The organism is Promicromonospora sp. Populi, from assembly GCF_041081105.1.
In the GTDB taxonomy this organism is placed as follows: Bacteria; Actinomycetota; Actinomycetes; order Actinomycetales; family Cellulomonadaceae; genus Promicromonospora.
Genome location: NZ_CP163528.1, coordinates 3,524,379 through 3,544,641, shown reverse-complemented (window position 1 = coordinate 3,544,641; position 20,263 = coordinate 3,524,379). Strand labels below are relative to the sequence as shown.

Here is a 20,263-nt window from a genome sequence, read left to right as displayed (position 1 = left end):
GTCGGACACTGGGGTGGAAGAAGGCTCGGTACTCACAACCCCCCATTCTCCCAGCACCGGCAAGGTCATTTGCCGACCGGCCTCGGCCGGTGGTCCGTTCCACCGGTTTGACCCCTACACGCTGCACGGAATCCGCGGCGGGACGCGCGCAGCGTGTAGGGATCAAACAGGTCGGTCAGCTGGCCTGGGCCGCGTTCAGGAGGTCCAGTGCGCCGTGCTGGCAGCCGTGCCCCGTCGCGGGCCGGACCAGCGGCCCGGCCCAGTGCGGGCCGTACATCCCGAGCGAGTCACGGTTGTTGGCGTAGGCCGCGTCGGCCTGCCGGTCGATGTACCCGCTGTACGGACGATCCGGCAGCGCCGCGTTGAGCTTGCCCAGGCCACGCACGTAGGCACCCTTGAAGGAGGCGCCGTCGCTGCTGCAGTCGTCGCCCTCGTTCACCTCCCGCAGCACTCCACCCGGGTTCAGGTAGGTGGACGACGTCGAGGCGTTCGCCAGGTTCCGCGCGGTGGTGAGCAGCGCCGCGTCCCCGGTGGCCCGGTGCAGCTCGGCCAGCGCACCGAGGACAACGCCCTGGTTGTAGGTCCACGTGGGCTGGCCGTTGTTGACGCAGGAGTCGTTCAGCCCGTCGTTGATCAGGTTGCCCGAGTTGATCATGCCGCTGGCCCGGAACCAGTTCCAGCCCTCCTGCGCTCGCTGGAGGTAGGTGGTGTCGCCGGGGATTCTGTTGTGCAGTGCCGCGTTGAGCTGGATGTACAGCTCGTTCGTGATGGCGTTCTTGTAGGCGATGCCGGTGTTCCACTGGACGCCCCCGCCGCACTTGCTGGTCCAGTAGGCGCGCATGTGGTCGGCGTCGGCGCGGGCAGTGTTCAGATACCGGCTGTCACCGGTCAGGTCGTAGGCCGCGATCCAGGCGAGGCCCCACCAGCCGGTGTCGTCCAGGTACTCGTTGCGGAACTGGCCGTCGCGCGCGTTGACGTTCTTGTTGTAGGTCTCGGCGATCGCGTACCGGTAGCTGCCCATCCCGCTGATCCGGGCGTTGTCGATGACGGCGGTGAGCGCGTTGGCCGCCGTCCACCAGCCGTTGGTCTCGAACAGGCCGGTGTTGCGGTCCCACAGCATCATCAGCGCGGTGGCCGCCGCCGTCGATCGACTGCCGGCGTTGCGGTCGTTGCGGGCCCAGCCCGTGCAGGCGATCTCGGGGCGGTCGCCGGCCTTGCCGCAGGCACGCAAGGCGCCGACGCCGGCGTTGGCCCAGTCGTCGACGTTGTACATCTGCGTACGCCAGCCGGTCGAGCCGCTCGGGATCGTCGTGTTGCCGAGCCTGCTCCCCGACGCCCAGGTCCGGCCGCCGTCGAACGACCGGTCGAGCCAGACCTCGTCACCCGCCTGGCCGCCCTCGATCGAGCCCCAACCCATGACGTCGGCGTCGGAGACGTGGAGCCGGAGCGTACGGCCGTGGATCGTGGCGCTCACCGGGATGCGATCGCCCGTCGCCTGCGCGGGATCCCGCGCGTCGCAGTAGATGTCGCAGATCACGGCCTGTGCCGAGGCCTCGGACGGCGGGGCGACGCCGGCCGCGCGGACCGTGCTGGTCGCACCGACCGTGTTCGTCACGCCGACCGCGTCTGCCGCGCCGGCGGAGGGCGCGGGGGACAGCGGAGCGACCACCAGGCCGGCGATCGCGAAGGCCGCGCCCGCGCCGAGTGCTCGTCGCAGAAAGCGGGTCCTGGAGCGCCCGGGGGTGGAGGAAATCGCTGACAGCGTTGTCATTGGTTCTCCCTGTGCTCGTCCTGGTTTCCGTCGTTGGAAGTGGAGCGATGGAGCGTACGCACACGGCAGGCGAGGCCCGCGGCCTGACCAGACTCACGGGAATGCGGCGACACGTCAACCGTGCCGCCGCACCGTACCGGGGGGAGGAGCCGTCAGAACGAGCAGGTGTTCAGCAGGCCCTGCAGCGCCGTCTTCTCCGCGGAGTCCACGGTGAGGCCCCAGCGGGACTTCGTGTGGATCCACATCTTCGAGTACGCGCAGCGCTTGCTGGCCAGCGGCGGGACCCACTCGGCGGGGTCCTTGTCGCTCTTCGAGACGTTCACGTTGTCCGTGAGGGCGATGAGCTGCGGTCCGGTGAGGTCGTTCGCGAAGGACTGGCGGCGGGCGGTGGTCCAGGAGCTGGCGCCCGAGTACCAGGCCTCGCCCAGCGCCACTATGTGGTCGATGTCGATGTCCGACGCCAGCGTGGAGGTCTGGCCGTCGAACTCGCTGTACCAGCTACCCGACGTCGGGTAGCAGTCGCTGCCGACCTGCACGTTGGTGCCGTCGCGCTGCAGCACCACCTCGCGGGTGTCGCAGTTGTTGCCCTGGCTGATCCAGTGCGGGAACAGGTCCCGGTTGTACGGGGCCGAGGCGCTCTCCGCCTGGACGGTGAGGGAGTTGAGCTCGGACTGCACGACCGCCTTGGACGGCAGGTCGGGCGGGTAGGCGTCGGCGGGCTGGGGGAGCGCCACCGTGAGGAGCGCGACGAGCACCAGCGCCGAGACCGACGCGATCAGGCTGCGGAGCCGAAGCCCTCGTCGAACGACGAACTGCGACATGGGACAGACCTTCCTAGAGGTTGACCTGAGCGCGTTCATCGTCGTGGCGGCCCATGACGGGCGAATGGCCATGATGTGACGATTAGCGAAATTTCACCCGATCTGTCCACCCCGGAACATGGCAGACCCTCAGGCCGCTGAGGCGACCTGAGGGTCTGACACGTCTGGGTGGTTCTGACAGGCGACCTGCCTGGGTCTGCTCAGACGGCGCCGGCCGACAGCAGGCCGAAGTAGTAACCGAGGCCGACCAGGAGAAGTGCACCGACGGTCTCGATGATGGCGAGCGCGAGGCCCCAGCGAGCGAGCCACAGGTCGAAGCCCTCCTTGCCGGCGCGGGCGACCGCGATGGCGTTCAGGATGACGCCGATGATCGGCAGCGCGGCCAGGAAGAAGGTGACGAGGCTGAAGACCGTGCTCTGCGGCTCCTCCTCGACGACGACGGCGGTCGTCTCGGCCACGGCGGTCTCGGTCGCGACGGGGGCGGCGACGGCGGTCGTGGTGACGGGCTCGTCGGTGGCGACGGCCTGGGCCACGGGCGCCTCGATCTCTTCGGTCACCTCGGACGGCGCCTCCGGCGCGGCTGGCTCGGGCTCCACGACCTGGGTGGCGGTCGAGGCGGCGTTCTCCTCGATCAAGGCCTCGGGGGTCGTGGTGTCGGGCGTGGTCATGGTGGTCGTGCTCCCCTGGTTGCAGGTTTTAGGAAATGTCAGGCCATATTGTGGAGTATCCGAAACGTCTTGGATAGGCCGGTATGTACCTGACGCCACCCTACGGACCCGCGTCAGTGTGGAGGATCCTGAGATCTACCTGGAAGAGCTCATTGCGCAGTACGTCCGAATCGTTACCCTTGACCTCGGTTCAACAGGGCGTCGAGAACTCCATGGCGTGAGTTCACCTAGGCGTGATAGTCCTGTACAAGTATCCGAACCGCACGTACTGCGCACCTTGCGGCCGCGCACCGACTGAGGGGGCGACGCGTGAACGACAAGGCGAAGCAGCTCGTTGCGCTTATCCCTCGTGAGCGGCTGCAGGGTCTGTTTCGCAGTGAGCGGCTGCAGGGTCTGCTTCGCAGTGAGCGGCTGCGGGTTCTGCTTCGCAGTGAGCGGTTGCGGGGTCTGCTTCGGAGCGCCGGGACCGGCGCCGTCGCCGCCGTGATCGCGATCGGTGTGCTGTTCACGGCCTCGGCGAGCATCCCGGCCGCGCATCCGTCCGGCCAGGGCGGCGAGCTCCCGATCCGGTTCTACGGGCTGCTCCAGAGCCTGACCGTCGGTGACACCAGCACCGCCCCGGACGGCGTGACGCTGGGCCAGGTAGTCGCGGTCCTCGAGCGCGCCGAGCAGGAAGCGCAGGAGCAGGGGCCCAACTTCAGCCCCACCATCGCGCAGGCCGCCGCCGAGCTCGGCATGCTCTACACGACGTACCAGATGCAGCAGCTGGCGTTCGGCGAGAACAACGAGGGCCTCCGCATCGAGGACGCGCCCGTCGCGCGCGGGTCGGAGCCGGACGCCGACGCCCCGGAGTCGGGCACCGGGACGGACGGTGCTGACGACACCGACACCGACACCGACACCGACACCGATGCAGACGACGGCGACACCGAGGAGCCGCAACCGGAGGAGGAAGCCCCGCCGGTGGTGCAGGTGTCGAACGGGAGCACCTCGGTGATCGACCCGCACGTCGACGACCCGCAGGCGGGCTACATCACCTACGAGGAAGTAGTGATCGCGGCCGTGCGGCTCGCGAACATGCTGGACCCGTCGGTGCCCAACGCCCTGGTCGAGGTGCAGGGCCTGGATGCACCGGGCGGCTTCTCGCTGCGCGAGAGCCTGCTCGACGTCGTGAGCGCGTTCGGTGGTTCCACTGCTGGATACGCGAACGGCCGCATCCCCGCCGACGTGCTGTGCCAGCTGGAGTTCGCGTCCGGGCACATGCTGCGCTGCGACGCGGCCGAGCGGCTGACGGCGCTCAGCGCACTGTTCGAGGAGGAGTTCGGCTACCCGATCCCGATCACCGACTCCTACCGCTCCTACGAGGCGCAGGTCGCCGTGGCCAGCGCCAAGCCGCACCTCGCCGCGATCCCCGGCACGTCGAACCACGGCTGGGGCCTCGCCGTGGACCTGGACAACCCGATCGCGGGCGGCAACTCCCCCGAGTACGTCTGGCTGCGGTTGCACGGCCCCGACTACGGCTGGGACAACCCGTCGTGGGCCCAGCTCGGCGGCGCCAAGCCGGAGCCGTGGCACTTCGAGTTCTTCGCGGCCGGCTCCATCCCGAACCGTGCCATCGATCCGTCCGACGTCGGCACCTGGACACCGACCGACTCGGCGACCCCGCGTTACAAGCCGGCGTTCGATCCCAAGCCGAGCGACGGCGGGTCCGCGGACGAGCCGGACAGGCCTGACGGGCCGGACGAGGGGTCGGACGGTCCGGGCAGCAACCCGCCGTCGCAGAAGCCGCCGGTGCCGTCCGACGGGCCGACGCCGTCCGAGCCGGAGCCGACGCCCACACGGACGACCAGGCCGACGATCCCGGCGCCGAGCCCGTCACCGTCCGAACCATCTCCGTCGCCGTCCTGCCCGCCGCCCGACGACACCGACCCCGAGCCGGGTGCGTCACCTGCTCCCGAACCGTCACCCTCGCCGTCGCCGTCGTGCCCCGGTGAAGAGCCTGGGGACGGCTCCGGGGAGACGGGCACGCCTGACCCCGTGCCGTCCTCGTCTGCGTCGTCGGCTCCGCTCGCGACCCTGCCCAAGGGGACCGGCGTCGTCACCGACGACACCGAGGAGCCCTGAGCCGTTACCCGCGGGCGATATCTTGACCATATTGTGAGACAACAGAGACTCGGGTTTTCGGGATAGGAAATGCCATGAGCGAACAACGTGCCGTCGCGGCGCTCGAGGCGGCCGGCATCCCGTTCGAGCTGAAGCGGCATGACCAGGTCGGCAGCCTCGCCGAGGCGGCGGCCGCGCGCGGGGTCGATCCGTCGAAGTTGATCAAGACGATCGTCGTGCGCCGGGCCGACGACGACTTCCTGTTCGTGCTGGTCCCGGGAGACCGGCAGATCTCGTGGCCCAAGCTGCGCGCCCTGCTCGGCGTCTCGCGCCTGTCGATGCCCAGCAAAGAGGTGGCCTTCGAGGTCACAGGCTATGAACGGGGAACCATCACTCCGTTCGGGTCGTTCCACAAGTGGCCCGTCGTCGCGGACTCCCGGCTCGGTGAGCCGGGGCTCGTGTCGATCGGCGGAGGTGCGCACGGAGTGGGCGCCACGGTCGACGCCATTGATCTCACGACGGCGCTCGATGCCACGGTTGCGGACGTGACCGACCCTGCCTGAGCCCGGCTCAGGCGGGCGCCGAGCGGGCCCGCGAGGGCACGGAGGCGGGCAGTTCTCCTTCGTGCAACGTGACCGTAACGCCGCGGGGGTGGACGGAAGGCATGTGCCGGGTGAACACTCACCTCAGGCAATTCTTGCCCCTCCCGGCCAAGGGGGCGGTCAGAGAGCACCAAGAAGCGTCCAAGTCAGTGTGGAAGTCAGTGTCTACCGAAGTCGAGGCCCGACCAATGCAGGACGGAGCGAATGACCCCATGGACCCTCTCCCGTCAGACTCAGCGCAGGACCTGGCTCCCGGACGCCCGGGATCCGGTATCGCATGCCGGAACACCTACGAGGGCACGGTGCTGACCCTCTGGGGCGATATCGACGCGCTGCTGCGCGAGAACGCGAGCGAGGCCATGGCCACGCTCGCAGCACGACCGGACCCCGAGCCCGTCATCGTCGACGCTCGGGACGTCACGTTCATCGACTCCTCCGGGGTGGCCTTCATCCTCCAGGTGTTTGTGCTCGGCGAGGAGACGGGGTCACCCGTCCTGCTCCGCGAGCCGTCCGCCGTGGTGATGGAGGTCCTGGACATGGTCGGTATCAGCCAGCGGATCCCGGTGGTCCGTAACGCAGCGGCCAGCGCCTGACCCCGTAGCTCGGCTCAGCTGAACCAGTGGCACGCTTGTCCGGTGCAGAACTGGGCAGCGAACCTCAAGTACTCGTCCGCGCGCATCGAGCGCCCCCGGACCCTCGCGGAGCTTGCCGGCACCGTCGCCGGTGAGCCCCGCGTCCGGGCCCTCGGTTCGCGCCACTCGTTCAGCGACGTCGCTGACACGACGGGTGTGCACGTCCAGCTCGACCTGCTCGACGACGACCGGCCGCCGCTGACGATCGACCCCGCCACCGGCGTCGCCTCGGTCCGCGCCGGCCTGCGCTACGGCGAGGTCGCCGTCGACCTGCACGCGCAGGGCCGCGGGCTCGCCGCCATGGCCTCCCTGCCGCACATCTCCGTGGCCGGCGCCGTCGCCACGGGCACCCACGGCTCCGGGGACGGGACGCGCTCGCTCGCGGGCGACGTCGTCGGGCTGGAGCTGATGACCGCCTCCGGGGACGTGCTGACCTTGCGCCGCGGCGACGCGGACTTCCCCGGCTCGGTGGTGGCGCTCGGCGCACTCGGCGTCGTCACGCGCGTGGAGCTCGCGACCGTGCCGACGTTCGACGTACGCCAGGACGTCTTCACCGGCCTGCCGTGGGACGCGCTGTTCGACAACCTCGACGCGGTCATGGGCAGCGCGTACTCCGTCAGCGTCTTCACGAGCTGGTTCGAGCCCGACGTACGCCTGGTCTGGTGCAAGTCCCGGGTGGACGACGGCGTGGGCGCCGCGCCCGCACTCCCGGTCGAGTTGGGTGCCGCGCCCGCGACCCGGCCGATGCACCCCCTGCCCGACGTCTCCGCCGTCGCCTGCACCGAGCAGGGCGGGGTGCCCGGGCCGTGGTTCGACCGGCTGCCGCACTTCCGGCTCGACTTCACGCCCTCCCTGGGTGCGGAGCTGCAGTCGGAGTACCTCCTGCCGCGCACTGCGGGGCCCGACGCCGTCCGCGCCGTGCGGGCCCTCGGGGACCGGCTCGGCCCGCTGCTGCTCACGTCCGAGATCCGCACCATCGCCGGCGACGACCTGTGGCTCAGCACCACGCCCGAGGACAGCCTGGCGTTCCACTTCACGTGGCGGCAGGACTGGCCCGCCGTCCGCGCCGCGTTGCCCGCCCTGGAGGCCGCGCTGCTGCCGCTGGGCGCTCGGCCGCACTGGGGCAAGCTGTTCACGGTCCCGGTGGCCGACCTCCCGGGCCTGTACCCGCGGTTCGGCGACTTCGCCGCTCTGGCTGGGCGCCTCGACCCGGCGGGCAAGTTCCGCGGCGGGTACGTGGCGGCGCTGCTCGGCGGCTGATCCCAGGGCGAGATCCGCCGCGCGAAGCACGCCGGCCGAGCATCGTCGGGAAAGCCCGATTTCGCACTGCGGGTGATTTTCCAGCAGGATCAGGGGATGAGCGACGCGCAGAGCACGACAGCGGAGCCCGAGAAGCGCGAGGAGTTCAGCGGACAGCTGGGCTTCATCCTGTCCGCCGTCGGGTCCGCCGTCGGGCTGGGAAACATCTGGCGCTTCCCCGGGGTGGCCTACGAGAACGGTGGGGGTGCCTTCATGGTGCCCTACCTGATCGCGCTGCTGACGGCGGGCATCCCGATCCTGTTCCTGGACTACGCGATCGGGCACCGGTTCCGGGGCTCCGCTCCGCTGGCCTTCCGCCGGGTCAAGCGCTGGCTGGAGGGCCTGGGCTGGTTCCAGGTGGCCATCTGCTTTGTCATCGCCGTCTACTACGCGGTGATCATCGCGTGGGCGCTCAGCTTCTTCGTCTACTCGTTCGACCTGCGCTGGGGCGATGACACGGCGGCCTTCTTCACCGGCACCTATCTCCAGCTGGCCGACGTCGGCGGCACGGACGCCTGGTTCAGCCTCGACTTCGTGCCGGCGGTGCTGATTCCGCTGGTGCTGGTGTGGGTTGCGACGATCGTCGTGCTCGCCGCCGGGGTGGCCAAGGGCCTGGAGAAGGTCAACTTCGTGTTCATGCCGCTGCTGCTGCTCGCGTTCGGCACGCTGGTGGTGCGGGCTCTGTTCCTGCCTGGGGCGGCCGACGGGCTGAACGCGCTGTTCACTCCCGACTGGAGTGCGATGGCCGACCCGAACGTGTGGATTGCCGCCTACAGCCAGATCTTCTTCTCGCTGTCCATCGCGTTCGGCATCATGATCACGTACTCCTCCTACCGGAGGCGGCGCGCCAACCTGACTTCGCCCGGCTTTGTGGTCGCGTTCGCCAACTCCGGCTTCGAGGTGTTCGCGGGCATCGGCGTGTTCGCCGCGCTCGGTTTCCTCGCCCATCAGCAGGGCATGCCGGTGGCCGAGCTGGACGGCCTCACCGGGCCCACCCTCGCATTCATCACCTTCCCCGCCCTGGTCTCGGAGATGCCGGCCGGGGGAATCTTCGGGGCACTGTTCTTCGGCTCGCTGGTGATGGCTGGTTTCACGTCGTTGCTGTCGATCCTGCAGGTGGTCTCGGCGTCGTTCCAGGAGAAGTTTGGCTGGACACGCACGCAGGCCTCCGTCCGCATCGGAGTCGTCGCGGCGGTGCTCTCCGTGCTGGCGTTCTCCACCACCACGGGCCTGATCGCGCTGGACACCGTCGACCAGTGGGCGAACAACATCGGCATCGTGGCCTCCGCGGTGGTGACGACCGTCGCCGTCGGCTGGGTGCTGCGACGCACTGAGGAGATGCGGTTCCACCTGAACGGGGTGTCCACCATCCAGGTGGGCCGCTGGTGGACCTTCTGCGTGGTGGTCCTCGGCCCTGTGGTGCTCACCTACATGCTGGTCTCACGGATCGTCACCCTGATCCAGGGTGGGTACGAGGGGTACGCCGGCTGGTACCTCAACCTCATGGGGTGGGGCACCGTCGCCCTGTTCCTCGTGGCGGCGTTCGTGCTCACGCGGATGCGGTGGCGCGTCGACCCCGACACGTTCGAAACCTGGCCCACGTTCGGAGGTAAGTCATGAGCGGCGCCGCGATCGCACTGCTGGTCGTCTCACTCGTCGTGGTGTGGGGCGGGCTCGCGCTGAGCATCGTCGCCCTCGCGCGGCGGCCGGAGCGCACCGAGTGGCCGCACGGCTGGCAGGACGAGGGGGATCCCGAGGGCCGGCCGGACGAGCCGGTCGAGCACGACACCTGAGCGATCAGGCATCATTGCAGGTCAAGCCCCGCATAAAGGGGCGAAAGCTAACAGAAAACTGCCTCTCATCACAATGTGACATAGATCTCCAACTTGCGGGTTTACGCAAGGGGCGACTCACGGTTGGGTGAGACCCGAGTCGGGGCGCCTCGTGCGCCGTCGGGTTCTCTGCTCCCCAACATGACAGAGATCTGCCGGGTTTCTGAGGGGCCTCGCGAGACATTCAATACCCGACCAGGAGACCCCTGATGCGCAGGCTTCCCGCCCTGACCGCCGCGGCTGCATTCGCCGCCGCCACCCTCGCCCTGACCGCTTGTACGAGCGTGTCGCAGGAGCCCACCGGCTCCACCGACGCGACCGACGGCGCCAGCGCCGAGGCCTCGTTCGACCTCGCCTCGATCAGCGCTGACGAGGAGATCGCCGCGCTGCTGCCGGCGGAGATCGCTGACGAGGGCACGCTGACCGTCGGCTCCGACACCGCCTACGCCCCGGCCGAGTTCATCGACGCCGACGGCTCGACGCCGGTCGGGTTCGACATCGACACCATCCAGGCCGTCGGCGCCGTGCTCGGCCTCGACGTCGAGATCGAGTCGGCCGCGTTCGACGGGATCATCCCGTCCATCGGCTCGCGGTACGACGTCGGCATCTCCGCGTTCACCATCACGGACGAGCGCACCGCCGAGGTCAACATGATCAGCTACGCGACCGCCGGTTCGCAGTTCGGCGTCGGCGCGGGCAACCCCGAGGGCTTCGACCCCGAGAACCTGTGCGGCACCACGGTCGGCGTGCAGACGGCGACCATCCAGGACGACGAGCTCACCGAGCTCTCGCAGACCTGCGAGGACGAGGGCGAGGACGCCATCGACGTCGTGCGCTACGACTCGCAGGCCGACGTCACCACCAACCTCGTGGGCGGCCGGCTCGAGGCCATGTACGCCGACTCCCCGATCACCGCGTACGCCGTCGAGCAGACCTCGGGCGACGTCGAGACCATCGGCGAGATCCGGGACGCGGCGCCCTACGGCATCGTCGTCTCCCAGGACGACCCGGAGCTGAGCGAGGCCGTCCAGGCGGCCGTCCAGAGCCTGATCGACGACGGCACTCTCGCCGCGGCCTTCGCGGGCTGGGGCAGCCAGGACGTCGTCGTGGACGAGGCAGAGCTGAACCCGGCCGAGTGAGCCGGGTCCCGGTACCTACGAGAGGGGTGAGATGAGCTCGAACAACGTATCTGCGTCGGGCGTCGATCCCGTGCCCAACCGGATCCACGCCCGGGGTGTACCCCGGCCCGGCCGCCTGGTGGCGGCCGTGGTCGTGCTGGTGCTGGCCGCCATGGCGGCCAACGCTTTGATCACCAACGACAACTTCCGCTGGGACGTCGTCTGGCTGTACCTGCGCGACGTCCTGGTGATCCGCGGTGTGCTGTGGACCCTGCTGCTGACGTTCGCGTCCATGGCCATCGCGATCGCCCTGGCGATCGCGCTCGCGGTCATGCGCCAGTCCGACAACCCGGTGATGCGCTGGGTCAGCTGGGCCTGGATCTGGTTCTTCCGCGGCACCCCCGTCTACACGCAGCTCGTCTTCTGGGGGCTGCTCGCCGTGCTGTACCCGCGGCTGTCGGTGGGCGTCCCGTTCGGGCCCGAGTTCTTCTCGTTCACCACCGCCGACGTCGTCACGGCGTTCTGGGCGGCGCTGCTCGGCCTGGCGCTCAACGAGTCCGCGTACCTCGCGGAGATCGTGCGGGCCGGCCTGACCTCCGTGGACCCGGGCCAGGCCGAGGCCGCCAAGGCGCTCGGCATGAAGGACGGCAAGGTCCTGCGACGGGTCGTCCTGCCGCAGGCCATGCGCGTCATCGTGCCGCCGACCGGCAACGAGACCATCTCGATGCTGAAGACCACCTCGCTGGTGGTCGCCGTGCCGTTCACGCTCGAGCTGCAGTTCGCGACGTCCGCCATGGGCAACCGGCAGTTCCTGCCGATCCCGTTCCTGGTCATCGCGGCGCTCTGGTACCTGCTCATCACCTCGATCCTGATGGTGGGGCAGCACTACCTGGAGCGGTACTACGGGCGCGGGTTCGGCACGGCCGCCCGCAGCGGTCGCGGTCGCGGCAAGGGGCCTGGCGGCAGGCAGGCGGCCATCGCGGCCGCCGGGACCGTGAAGGTGGACATCACCAAGGAGGTGACACCATGAGCGCCGTCGCTGACGCTCCGGTCTCCACGGACGCCGCCGCGGCCATGGTCGCGGTGCGTGCCGTGCACAAGGTGTTCGGTCACGGGCACGACGCCGTGCACGTGCTGAAGGGGGTGGACCTCGACGTCGCGCGCGGCGAGGTCACGGTGATCCTCGGCCCGTCCGGGTCGGGCAAGTCGACCCTGCTGCGCTGTGTCAACGAGCTCGAGGACATCACCGGCGGCTCCATCGTCGTCGGCGGTGAGCTCATGGGCTACCGCGAGGACGCCAAGGGCACGCTGCACCGGCTGCACCCCAAGGCGATCGCCAAGCAGCGCTCGCGCATCGGCATGGTGTTCCAGCGGTTCCACCTGTTCCCGCACATGACGGCGCTCGAGAACGTCATGGAGGCGCCCGTCCAGGTGCGCGGGCTGTCGAAGAAGGCGGCGAAGCAGCGCGCGCTCGAGCTGATCGAGCGCGTGGGACTCACCGACCGGATGGACCACTACCCGGCGCAGCTCTCCGGCGGTCAGCAGCAACGCGTGGCGATCGCCCGGGCGCTCGCGATGGACCCGGAGCTCATGCTGTTCGACGAGCCGACGTCGGCGCTCGACCCCGAGCTGGTGGGCGAGGTGCTCTCAGTGATGCAGGACCTGGCGCGGTCCGGCATGACGATGATCGTGGTGACGCACGAGATCGGGTTCGCCCGCGAGGTCGCCGACCACGTCGTGTTCATGGACGACGGCGTGATCGTCGAGAGCGGGCCGCCGAGCGCGGTCCTGGACGCTCCGCGAGAGCAACGCACCAAGGACTTCCTGGCGCACGTGCTCTGACGCGGGCGGTCAGGCGGGGAGGCGGAGCTCGAAGCGGCAGCCGCTTCGAGCTCCGCCTCCGGTCATGTTGGTGACCCTCGCCGTGCCGCCGTGGGCCTCGGCCACTCCACGAACGATGGAGAGGCCGAGGCCCGCGCCGCTGCCCACCGCACCAGCCCCGGGTCCGTCGCCGCGCTCCGGGGTGCGTGCCCCCGTTCCGCGCCAGCCGGCCTCGAAGACCCGGTCGAGGTCGGCTGGAGGGATCCCGCCGCACTCGTCCTCGACGGCGAGCACCACCGTGCGGGCGTCGCCACCCGCAGACCCCACTGCCACCCGCACCGTGCCACCCTGGCCGGTGTGCCGGATCGCGTTCACCAGCAGGTTCTCCAGCGCCCGCCCGACCTGCCGGGCGTCGAGCGACGTCACCACCGGGTCGGTGACGTCCCAGGCCAGGGTGACCCCGCCCGAGTCGGCCAGGGGCTGGGCGGCGGCGATCGCGTCGGAGGCGAGGTCGGCCACGGCGACCGGCTCGCGGTGCAGCGTCGCGGTGGGGGACTGCAGCCGGGACAGCGCGAGGAGGTCGTCGACCATCGCGGCCATCCGCCGGTTCTCCGCCAGGATGCGGGGAACGTGCTCGTCCACCTGGCCGACGCCGTCCTCCAGCGCCTCCGCGAGGGCCCGCACGGCGGCCAGCGGCGTCCGCAGGTCGTGCGAGACCCAGGCCACCAGCTCGCGCCGACGCACCTCGACCTCTTGGTCGCGCTCGCGGGCCGCCTTCTCGGCCGCGGCCTCGGTGGTGACCGTGCGGATGCGCGCGGTCAGCACCAGCCCGACGGCGAGCGCCACCGGAACCGTTGCGAGCAGGAGCAGCAGGACGGTCATGGAGCCGGTGCCGGACAGGAACATCGCCCGCGCGCTCGCGTAGACGCCGGCCGTCGCCGATCCGACGACGACGAGCGGGGCGAGCGTCGCGGCGAGCGCTACCCGGCGCCGGGCGAGGGCGAACAGGGCGACGGCGCCCGCCGCGCCCACCACTGCGGCGACGGCTACCGACACGAGCATGCCCGCGACGTAGTTCACGCGCCGGCCTCCGTCGCGGGCGCGGCGGGGTCCCACCGGTAGCCGACGCCGAACACGGTCACCAGGCGCGCCGGCCGGGACGGGTCGTCCTCGACCTTCTCGCGCAGGCGCCGGACGTGCACCGTCACGGTGGACTGGTCGCCGTACTCCCAGCCCCAGACTTTGCGCATGAGGCTCTCGCGGTCGTGCACCTGGCCGGGGTGGCTGAGGAACCAGCGCAGCAGGTCGAACTCGCGCGCCGTGAGCTGTAGCTCGGTCCCGGAGCGGGTGACGCGGTGGGCGACGGCGTCGAGTCGCAGATTGCCGTCGTACAGGGGGCTGTGTGCCTCGGAGGCGGGCGTGCGGCCGTCCGGGGGCCCGCCGGTCGTTGGAGGCGCCGGGGCGCCTCCTGCGCGCCGGAGCAGCGACTGCACCCGCAGCACCAGCTCGCGCGGGCTGAAGGGTTTGACCACGTAGTCGTCGGCGCCGATCTGCAGGCCGAGCACGCGGTCCTCCTCCTCGCCCCGCGCCGTGAGCATGAGCACCGGGAGGTCCGCGCGTTCGGCGCGCAGGCGTCGGCACACCTCCAGGCCGTCGATGCCGGGGAGCATGAGGTCGAGCACAACTGCGTCGGGCGGGTTCGCGGCGGCGGCGGCCAGGGCTGCCGGGCCGTCGGCGGCATGCTCGGCGACCACACCGGCGCGCTCCAGGTAGGCGACGACCACCTGCGCGACGGTGGCGTCGTCGTCGATCACGAGAACTCGGGCCACTTCTGAAGGGTACGGTCGGGCGGGGCGGAAGCCCGGTTGGCTGGTGGGGTCGTCAGGACCCCGTAAGAACCCGTCCTGCATGGATGGAACCCCGGCGGCCGGATCCTGCGTCTATGGTGCATGACGCAGACGAAGCGGCGCACAGGGCGCCGCGAACCAGCGCCGGGGTACGCCGCCGGCTCTAGCTCCGGCCGGAGCTCCGGATGAGTGAGGTGGCGGTGAGCACGGAGGTCCAGCCGGGCAGCGGCGAGTTCACCGTCGTCCGGAGCGGTCTTGACCCGGTGGCGGACTTCACGTCGTTCGCACAGGCCAGCACCCCTGCGCTGTACCGGATCGCGTACCTGCTGTGCGGCGACCAGCACCGTGCGCAGGACCTGGTGCAGCTCGCCCTGGAGCGGACGTTCAAGGCCTGGAAGAAGGTGGGCGACGGCGAGCCGTTCGCCTACGCGCGTCGTGTCCTGGCGACGGCCCGCATCGACACGTGGCGTCGTACCCGGCGCGAGGTGCTCAGCGAGGACCCGGCGAGCATCACCCGGGTGCGGAGCGTCCCGGCGTCGGACACCGGGCTGGCCGAGCGGGACCGGCTGGTCCGCGCGCTCATGGTGTTGTCGGTCAAGCAGCGCCGGGTTGTGGTCCTGCGCTACCTCCTGGACCGTTCCGAGGCCGACACCGCGGCCGAGCTCGGCATCTCCGCCGGCACGGTCAAGTCCACCGCGTCCCGCGCCCTGGCGCAGCTACGCGTCCTCGTGGCATCCGACGGCGAGGGGAGCCGATCATGAACGTGCACGACATCCACGCGAAGAAGGACGCTGCGATCGTGGCCGGCCTACGTGCTGCCGGTGCGACCATCGAGCCCCCGCAGTCGCTGGACGCCACCGCCATGGCGGTGCGCGCGGTGCGGAACGTGCGCCGACGGCGCGTGGTGGTCGCCGCGACTACGGCGCTCGCCGGGCTCGTGCTCGCCGGCGCGGGCATCGGCGCCGCCGGCGCGATCTATGCCGACCAGCAGGTGCCGCTGCCGGGGGCGGACAAGTCGTCGGAGGAGCCGAGTCCGACGAGCGAGCTGCCGGCGCCCGCCCCGAGCGAAGCGCTCGAGGACGCACCGACCGAGTACCTGGAGACCGGCGGCGGGACGCTGCCCGTTCTCCCGGGGGTGGAGCGCGGTGTGGTCGAGAGCGGGGAGCAGTCGCCGTACATCCTCGGCGGCCTCTGGTACGAGGTCCCGCCGGGTGGCTGGAGCGCCGTCGGCGACGTGAACGCGGGCGGGGTCGCCGGGTGGCTGGACCCGGAGCGCCCGGATGCCCTGAGCCTCGGCGCGGATCGCACCATCGACGACATGGACGCCACCATCGAGCTGCGGAACGTGTTCGACGTCGCGGGCTGGACCGCCCCGGCCCGGGACTCGGGCGCGACGACGCTCGACATCGAGGGCGCGGACCTCGTGGTCATCGAGCAGCACGAGGACGAGGGCAAGATCCGCCCGGTGACGATCACGCTCCGCAGCGGTGACGAGGGCTGGATCATCGAGACCCGCTTCACTGCGGACGCAGCGGGTGACACCATGCTGCGCAACTTCGTGGGAAACCTGTGGCTCAGGGACGCGGGCGAGCCCGACTGGTACCAGCCGGCGTTCTCCTATCCGACGCTGGCTGCGATCGAGCAGGGCGTCCCGGCCGGCTGGGTCAGGACCGAGCACAACGGGCTGAAGTTCGCCGTGCCGCCGGGCTGGACCGCCGAGGAGACGGAGGGCGAGTTCTCGCCGGGCGTCGAGTGGACCGGGCCGACGATCACGCACGCGGATCCGGGCGTCGACCCGGAGTGGTCCGAGCGGGTCTACATCCAGGGCGGGCTGCCCGGGAACAACTGGTGGAGCCAGAACATGGTGGCGCCGCAGTCCCAGCTCATCGACGTGCCGGGCGCCGACTACGCCGAGGTCCTGCCGACCGTCTACAACGCGGACGGTGAGGCCGACTACTACTGGGTGGACATCTACCTCCACCAGGAGGACCAGGGCGAGAACCTGTTCCTCGTCGTCGAGTTCGACGGCACCGAGCAGGGCCTGCAGGACCTCCACACCTTCCTGGGGACGCTGGACTTCCGCCGCTGAGCTCCCGGTGCGGAAAATCTCCGTGGAACTCGATGGAACCTTCGTCCTGGCTGGCCCGTGTTCCGTTCGTGACAGTCACGAGTCAGCGCGCACCAGCGCCAGTTTCCCGGGCCCCCAAGCCCGTGATGCTGCATATCGTGCGCGCCGACTCCAGCTCTGCGGACGACCTGGAGAACGTGACAACCCAGCAGAACACCCCAGACACCCCGACCACTACGACTCCCACCCCCACTACTACAGCTCCCGCCCCCGCGACCCGGCCGCTCACGGTGGTCAGAGGTGGGGTGGCGGGCGTCGATGACGTAGCCTCGCTGCCCGTGCGTACAGACCGGCCTACGGCCATTCATGCGCGCAGGAACGCACAGATCTCCAAGAACGAGGAGTTCACCGCGTTCATGCGAGAGGCCAAGGATCCCCTGCACCGGATGGCCTTCCTTCTGAGCGGTGACGCTCACCGTGCGGAAGAGCTCACCCAGCAGACCTTCGAGCGCTGTTACCGCCACTGGCACAAGGCCCGACAGGGCGACCCGCTGGTGTACGCGCGGCGCGTGCTGGCCAACCTGCGCATCGACGCCTGGCGCCGTACTCGGCGCGAGGTGCTGACCGGCCCGGAGGAGCTGCCGCAGGACGACGTTCGCGTCGCGCGCGCGGCGGCCCGGATGCCTACACGCACGGTGGACGATCGCGACGCAGTCGTGCGCGCCCTCCTGCGCCTCCCCCTGAAGCAGCGCCGAGTTGTGGTGCTGCGTCATCTCCTGGACCTGTCGGAGTCCGAGGTGTCGAGCGAGCTCGGCATCCCCCTCGGCACCGTCAAGTCCACAGCCTCGCGTGGCCTCGCCCACCTGCGCGCGATTCTCGACCTGGATGCACTGGGCGGAACTCGATGAACATGAACCTCTCCCAAGGCCCGCCCGACGACGAGTTCGTCGCCCGGCTCCGCGAGTCGGCGCACGCGTCAGTGCCCGCGTCGACGCTGAACCTGGACAGCGTGCTGCGGTCCAGCCGCCGCAAGCACACCACGCGGCGGGCGAGCGTCACGCTGGCGTCGACGCTGGCGCTCGCGTCGATCGGTGCCGGCGCGGCCGGCGCGCTGCCCGGGATCCCGGGCCTCTGGGACAACTCTCCGGTGCAGGTCGCGCCCGGCAGCGAGGTGCCGCAGCTGATGGAGACGGTTCCGGTCGAGCCCGCACCGCCGTCGGCCACTGCTATCCCGTCGTCGGACCCGGAGGCGCAAGTTGTCTACCTCGCGCCCGGCGTGCGTACCGTGGCGAGTCCCGCCGCGTACCGCGTCGACGCGGACACCGCGGTGCTCGACCTCGGTCTCGACGCCGGGGGCGGCGACCGCTATCTCGCGGTGGTGACCCTGGCGAACATCGACGGGCGGCACAGCGCCACCCAGCTCGAGGTCATCGCGGGCGGCGACACCGCGCTGCAGAACCTCCGCGCGGGGAACCTCGGCGGAACACTCCTCTGGCGGGGGGTCACTTCCGACGCGATGGTCCTGCCGTCCGACGGCGGTCCGGCCCTCGTGTTCGGGCTCTCCTCCGCCGCGACGGAGGGTGACCAGTTCCTGGTCTTCGACGACCCGCAGACCGGTGGTGCCGCGGACGCGCAGGGGGCGCCCGCGTCACCGGACACCGACGCCGGCCCGGACGCGCAGGCCGATGCGCCCGAGGCCGGCTCGTCCTTGAGGGTCACACCGTTCGACGTGCTCGGCGACGGAACCGTCTGGATGCGGGTCCTGCAGGTCGACCGCTCGACGGCGGAGCCGCGCGGGTTCATCTATTCGAACGAGAACACGTGGAGCGCCTCCTGGTGCCGGACCACCTCGCCCGAGTGCGCGGTCATCCACGACGTCGCCGGCCGGTCCGTGGACACGCCGAGGGCCGCGGAACCCACCCCGCTGGTCGCCAGGCTCGCCCCGATGCTGGCCGGAGACCCGCAGGCGAACGAGGTCCCCGCCATGGAGACCTGCGTCGCGCAGCGCACCGGCACGAGCTGGACGGCGCCGCCGGAGCTCACCGGCAGGTCGTTCTGGCGCGCGCCGGAGGGTGTGGACGCCGACGTCTGGCGGCTGTGCCTGATCGACCTGAGCGAGGCGCTGCAGCTCGCATCGACGGGCGACGCACCGCCCGGCGGCGAGGTGACGCCCATCCCGGCTCCGAGCCCGGAGCCGACCCAAGCTCCCGAGAACGAGGATCCCCTCGGTCTCGGTGAACTCCTGGAGGGACTCTTCGGGGGATAAAGCTTCCCGGTCCGCGTCTCGTCTGGGGAGATGGCGTGGGCCGGGAACAAACGAGCGGGCCGAGGCAGAATCTGGGGATCTGCCTCGGCCCGTTCCACTTTCCGGGACGGATATCGACTACTCGCCGTCCTCGCAGGCGATGCCGTTCCCGTTGGCGTCGAGGTGCGGCAGGTAGCCCGGCTGGTCGCTCGCGAGCGGAGCCGCGCCCGCGGCGCGTACAGCGTCGCAGTTCCAGTAGAAGACGGTGCCGGGGTTGTTCCCGTTCCCGTTCCCGCCTCCGGTCTCCGCTTCCTCGTCCTGCTGCTCTTCTTCCTGCTGCTGCTGTTGTTCCTGCTGTTCGAGGGCTGTCTCCCGCTCCTCGAGAGCCGTCTCGCGCTCCTCGACCTGGGCCTCACGCTCCCCGAGGGCCTGCTCGCGCTCCGCCACGTCATTGCGCTGCTCCTCGACCTGGGCGCTTTCCGCCTCGATCTCGGCACGCTGCTCGTCGAACTGCGTCTGCATGGTCTGGGCGTCGGTGATCGCCTGGTTCGCATCGGCCTGCTGCCCGGCCGTGATGATGACGCCGACGATGACGCCGAGCGCGAGGCAGGCCACGCCGATGGCGATCATGAGCCCGGTACCCGGGGTGCGCGAGCCGCCCTGGCGCGCGGGTGTGCCGGGGCGCGGTGCGGGCAGGGCGATCGGCATCGGCCCGCTCGGACCGGAGCCGTTCGCGTCGTCGATGCTCAGCGGGCCCGGCCCCATCAGCGGCCTGGCGGCCGGCGGCGGGCCGGCGGGCGGGGTCGAACCCTTGCCGCCGAGACCCTTGAGGGCGGCGAGCATGCCCGTGGTCGGGCCCTTTCGCGGCGAGTCCGGCGGGGGTGGCGGGGGCGCCGAGCCGGGCTGCGGCGGATAGACCGGATGTGGCGGGTACACCGGCTGCGGGCCGGAGCCCGGCCGGGTCGCACCCGGAGCCGGGGGAGCGCTGATGGGCGCCATGGTCATGGTCGAACCCATCGCACCGGCGGCGATCGGGCCGGATGCTGGGCGGCCGTCGGGCACGTTGATCAGCTGGATCGCGACAGTGCGCGTGTCCCCGCCGTCGTCCGGCAGGCCGGCTGCGGAGCTGGAGGCCAGGACGGCGGTCGCTCCTGCGGTCGCTCCTGCAGGGGGCGCAGGGGGCGCGGGAGGCGCGGGAGGTGCTGCGACGATGGGCGGTACAGCGGGCATGTTGACGCGGGTTGCTGAATCGGCTTCGGGAGTGTCGGGCCGGTCCACCCAGTAGTCCCAGCCGGGCGGGGCCGGTGGCCACGACGGGTCGGGAGCCCAGTTGGAGTCGGGTCTGAATCCCGGGGGCACCTGCCAACCCGGAGGCGGGTTGAAGCGCACGGGCATGGTTACTCCTTCGATACGGTCGGCCCCACTATCGGCCATCC

At 70.7% G+C, this 20,263-nt stretch carries 19 protein-coding genes; 13 read left to right on the top strand and 6 right to left on the bottom strand.

What is annotated here, in order from left to right; all coding sequences use genetic code 11:
• Window positions 1-175: 175 nt before the first annotated feature.
• The 3 genes from AB1046_RS16080 to AB1046_RS16070 all read right to left on the bottom strand — a co-directional run bounded on the left by AB1046_RS16080 (window position 176) and on the right by AB1046_RS16070 (window position 3,260).
• Window positions 176-1,771, bottom strand: a complete 1,596-nt coding sequence (locus AB1046_RS16080; protein ID WP_369370301.1) for a glycoside hydrolase family 76 protein — start codon at window positions 1,769-1,771, stop codon at window positions 176-178.
• Window positions 1,772-1,923: 152 nt separating this feature from the next.
• Window positions 1,924-2,592 (bottom strand): HNH endonuclease family protein, encoded by a 669-nt coding sequence (locus tag AB1046_RS16075; RefSeq protein WP_369370300.1) that lies wholly within the window; start codon window positions 2,590-2,592, stop codon window positions 1,924-1,926.
• 200 nt (window positions 2,593-2,792) lie between these two features.
• Window positions 2,793-3,260 carry a hypothetical protein gene (locus AB1046_RS16070; protein ID WP_369370299.1) on the bottom strand — a complete coding sequence of 156 codons (468 nt, stop codon included), beginning with the start codon at window positions 3,258-3,260 and terminating at the stop codon, window positions 2,793-2,795.
• A gap of 438 nt (window positions 3,261-3,698) precedes the next feature.
• Here AB1046_RS16070 and AB1046_RS16065 point away from each other — a divergent pair, with 438 nt between their 5' ends.
• From AB1046_RS16065 to AB1046_RS16025, 9 genes are all read left to right on the top strand, one after another.
• Window positions 3,699-5,384, top strand: a complete 1,686-nt coding sequence (locus AB1046_RS16065) for a M15 family metallopeptidase (RefSeq protein ID WP_369370298.1) — start codon at window positions 3,699-3,701, stop codon at window positions 5,382-5,384.
• Between the two features lie 74 nt (window positions 5,385-5,458).
• Window positions 5,459-5,926, top strand: a complete 468-nt coding sequence (locus AB1046_RS16060; protein ID WP_369370297.1) for an aminoacyl-tRNA deacylase — start codon at window positions 5,459-5,461, stop codon at window positions 5,924-5,926.
• Between the two features lie 251 nt (window positions 5,927-6,177).
• Window positions 6,178-6,558 carry an STAS domain-containing protein gene (locus AB1046_RS16055; protein WP_369370296.1) on the top strand — a complete coding sequence of 127 codons (381 nt, stop codon included), beginning with the start codon at window positions 6,178-6,180 and terminating at the stop codon, window positions 6,556-6,558.
• Window positions 6,559-6,600: 42 nt separating this feature from the next.
• On the top strand, window positions 6,601-7,857 hold the full coding sequence (locus AB1046_RS16050) for a D-arabinono-1,4-lactone oxidase (protein WP_369370295.1): 1,257 nt from the start codon (window positions 6,601-6,603) through the stop codon (window positions 7,855-7,857).
• Between the two features lie 96 nt (window positions 7,858-7,953).
• On the top strand, window positions 7,954-9,516 hold the full coding sequence (locus tag AB1046_RS16045; RefSeq protein ID WP_369370294.1) for a sodium-dependent transporter: 1,563 nt from the start codon (window positions 7,954-7,956) through the stop codon (window positions 9,514-9,516).
• Window positions 9,513-9,689: a methionine/alanine import family NSS transporter small subunit gene (locus tag AB1046_RS16040; protein WP_369370293.1), complete on the top strand. Its 177-nt coding sequence runs from the start codon at window positions 9,513-9,515 to the stop codon at window positions 9,687-9,689. The genes AB1046_RS16045 and AB1046_RS16040 overlap by 4 nt, the downstream gene beginning before the upstream one ends.
• Window positions 9,690-9,937: 248 nt before the next feature.
• The gene (locus tag AB1046_RS16035; RefSeq protein WP_369370292.1) at window positions 9,938-10,867 is read left to right on the top strand and encodes an ABC transporter substrate-binding protein; all 930 of its coding nucleotides are present in this window, start codon (window positions 9,938-9,940) and stop codon (window positions 10,865-10,867) included.
• Between the two features lie 31 nt (window positions 10,868-10,898).
• Window positions 10,899-11,876, top strand: coding sequence for an amino acid ABC transporter permease (locus tag AB1046_RS16030; RefSeq protein WP_369370291.1), 978 nt, complete (start codon window positions 10,899-10,901; stop codon window positions 11,874-11,876).
• Window positions 11,877-11,920: 44 nt separating this feature from the next.
• Window positions 11,921-12,688 (top strand): amino acid ABC transporter ATP-binding protein, encoded by a 768-nt coding sequence (locus AB1046_RS16025; RefSeq protein ID WP_369375743.1) that lies wholly within the window; start codon window positions 11,921-11,923, stop codon window positions 12,686-12,688.
• A 9-nt stretch (window positions 12,689-12,697) separates the two neighbouring features.
• On the opposite strand, the gene AB1046_RS16020 is transcribed toward AB1046_RS16025, so the two are convergent.
• Complete coding sequence (locus AB1046_RS16020) at window positions 12,698-13,747, bottom strand: sensor histidine kinase (protein WP_369370290.1); 1,050 nt, start codon at window positions 13,745-13,747, stop codon at window positions 12,698-12,700.
• Window positions 13,744-14,496 carry a response regulator transcription factor gene (locus AB1046_RS16015; protein WP_369370289.1) on the bottom strand — a complete coding sequence of 251 codons (753 nt, stop codon included), beginning with the start codon at window positions 14,494-14,496 and terminating at the stop codon, window positions 13,744-13,746. The genes AB1046_RS16020 and AB1046_RS16015 overlap by 4 nt, the downstream gene beginning before the upstream one ends.
• Window positions 14,497-14,699: 203 nt before the next feature.
• Here AB1046_RS16015 and AB1046_RS16010 point away from each other — a divergent pair, with 203 nt between their 5' ends.
• The 4 genes from AB1046_RS16010 (at window position 14,700) to AB1046_RS15995 (ending at window position 18,848) form a co-directional block, all read left to right on the top strand.
• Window positions 14,700-15,275: a SigE family RNA polymerase sigma factor gene (locus tag AB1046_RS16010; RefSeq protein ID WP_369370288.1), complete on the top strand. Its 576-nt coding sequence runs from the start codon at window positions 14,700-14,702 to the stop codon at window positions 15,273-15,275.
• The gene (locus AB1046_RS16005) at window positions 15,272-16,603 is read left to right on the top strand and encodes a hypothetical protein (protein ID WP_369370287.1); all 1,332 of its coding nucleotides are present in this window, start codon (window positions 15,272-15,274) and stop codon (window positions 16,601-16,603) included. Before AB1046_RS16010 ends, AB1046_RS16005 begins: the two co-directional genes overlap by 4 nt.
• Window positions 16,604-16,740: 137 nt before the next feature.
• Window positions 16,741-17,490: a SigE family RNA polymerase sigma factor gene (locus AB1046_RS16000; protein ID WP_369370286.1), complete on the top strand. Its 750-nt coding sequence runs from the start codon at window positions 16,741-16,743 to the stop codon at window positions 17,488-17,490.
• A gap of 2 nt (window positions 17,491-17,492) precedes the next feature.
• On the top strand, window positions 17,493-18,848 hold the full coding sequence (locus tag AB1046_RS15995; protein WP_369370285.1) for a hypothetical protein: 1,356 nt from the start codon (window positions 17,493-17,495) through the stop codon (window positions 18,846-18,848).
• 117 nt (window positions 18,849-18,965) lie between these two features.
• Here the strand turns inward: AB1046_RS15995 and AB1046_RS15990 are convergent, their stop codons facing one another.
• A complete protein-coding gene (locus AB1046_RS15990; RefSeq protein ID WP_369370284.1) occupies window positions 18,966-20,222 on the bottom strand; it encodes an excalibur calcium-binding domain-containing protein in 1,257 nt (418 codons plus the stop codon).
• Between the last annotated feature and the right edge of the window lie 41 nt (window positions 20,223-20,263).

Bases quoted from the DNA above. Each gene is read 5' to 3' on its own strand.
- AB1046_RS16040 (WP_369370293.1), top strand. From the start codon at position 9,513: ATGAGCGGCGCCGCGATCGCACTGCTGGTCGTCTCACTCGTCGTGGTG.
- AB1046_RS16075 (WP_369370300.1), bottom strand. From the start codon at position 2,592: ATGTCGCAGTTCGTCGTTCGACGAGGGCTTCGGCTCCGCAGCCTGATC.
- AB1046_RS15995 (WP_369370285.1), top strand. From the start codon at position 17,493: ATGAACCTCTCCCAAGGCCCGCCCGACGACGAGTTCGTCGCCCGGCTC.
- AB1046_RS16055 (WP_369370296.1), top strand. From the start codon at position 6,178: ATGGACCCTCTCCCGTCAGACTCAGCGCAGGACCTGGCTCCCGGACGC.
- AB1046_RS16045 (WP_369370294.1), top strand. From the start codon at position 7,954: ATGAGCGACGCGCAGAGCACGACAGCGGAGCCCGAGAAGCGCGAGGAG.
- AB1046_RS16025 (WP_369375743.1), top strand. From the start codon at position 11,921: ATGGTCGCGGTGCGTGCCGTGCACAAGGTGTTCGGTCACGGGCACGAC.
- AB1046_RS16030 (WP_369370291.1), top strand. From the start codon at position 10,899: ATGAGCTCGAACAACGTATCTGCGTCGGGCGTCGATCCCGTGCCCAAC.
- AB1046_RS16005 (WP_369370287.1), top strand. From the start codon at position 15,272: ATGAACGTGCACGACATCCACGCGAAGAAGGACGCTGCGATCGTGGCC.
- AB1046_RS16010 (WP_369370288.1), top strand. From the start codon at position 14,700: ATGAGTGAGGTGGCGGTGAGCACGGAGGTCCAGCCGGGCAGCGGCGAG.
- AB1046_RS16035 (WP_369370292.1), top strand. From the start codon at position 9,938: ATGCGCAGGCTTCCCGCCCTGACCGCCGCGGCTGCATTCGCCGCCGCC.
- AB1046_RS15990 (WP_369370284.1), bottom strand. From the start codon at position 20,222: ATGCCCGTGCGCTTCAACCCGCCTCCGGGTTGGCAGGTGCCCCCGGGA.
- AB1046_RS16060 (WP_369370297.1), top strand. From the start codon at position 5,459: ATGAGCGAACAACGTGCCGTCGCGGCGCTCGAGGCGGCCGGCATCCCG.
- AB1046_RS16070 (WP_369370299.1), bottom strand. From the start codon at position 3,260: ATGACCACGCCCGACACCACGACCCCCGAGGCCTTGATCGAGGAGAAC.
- AB1046_RS16080 (WP_369370301.1), bottom strand. From the start codon at position 1,771: ATGACAACGCTGTCAGCGATTTCCTCCACCCCCGGGCGCTCCAGGACC.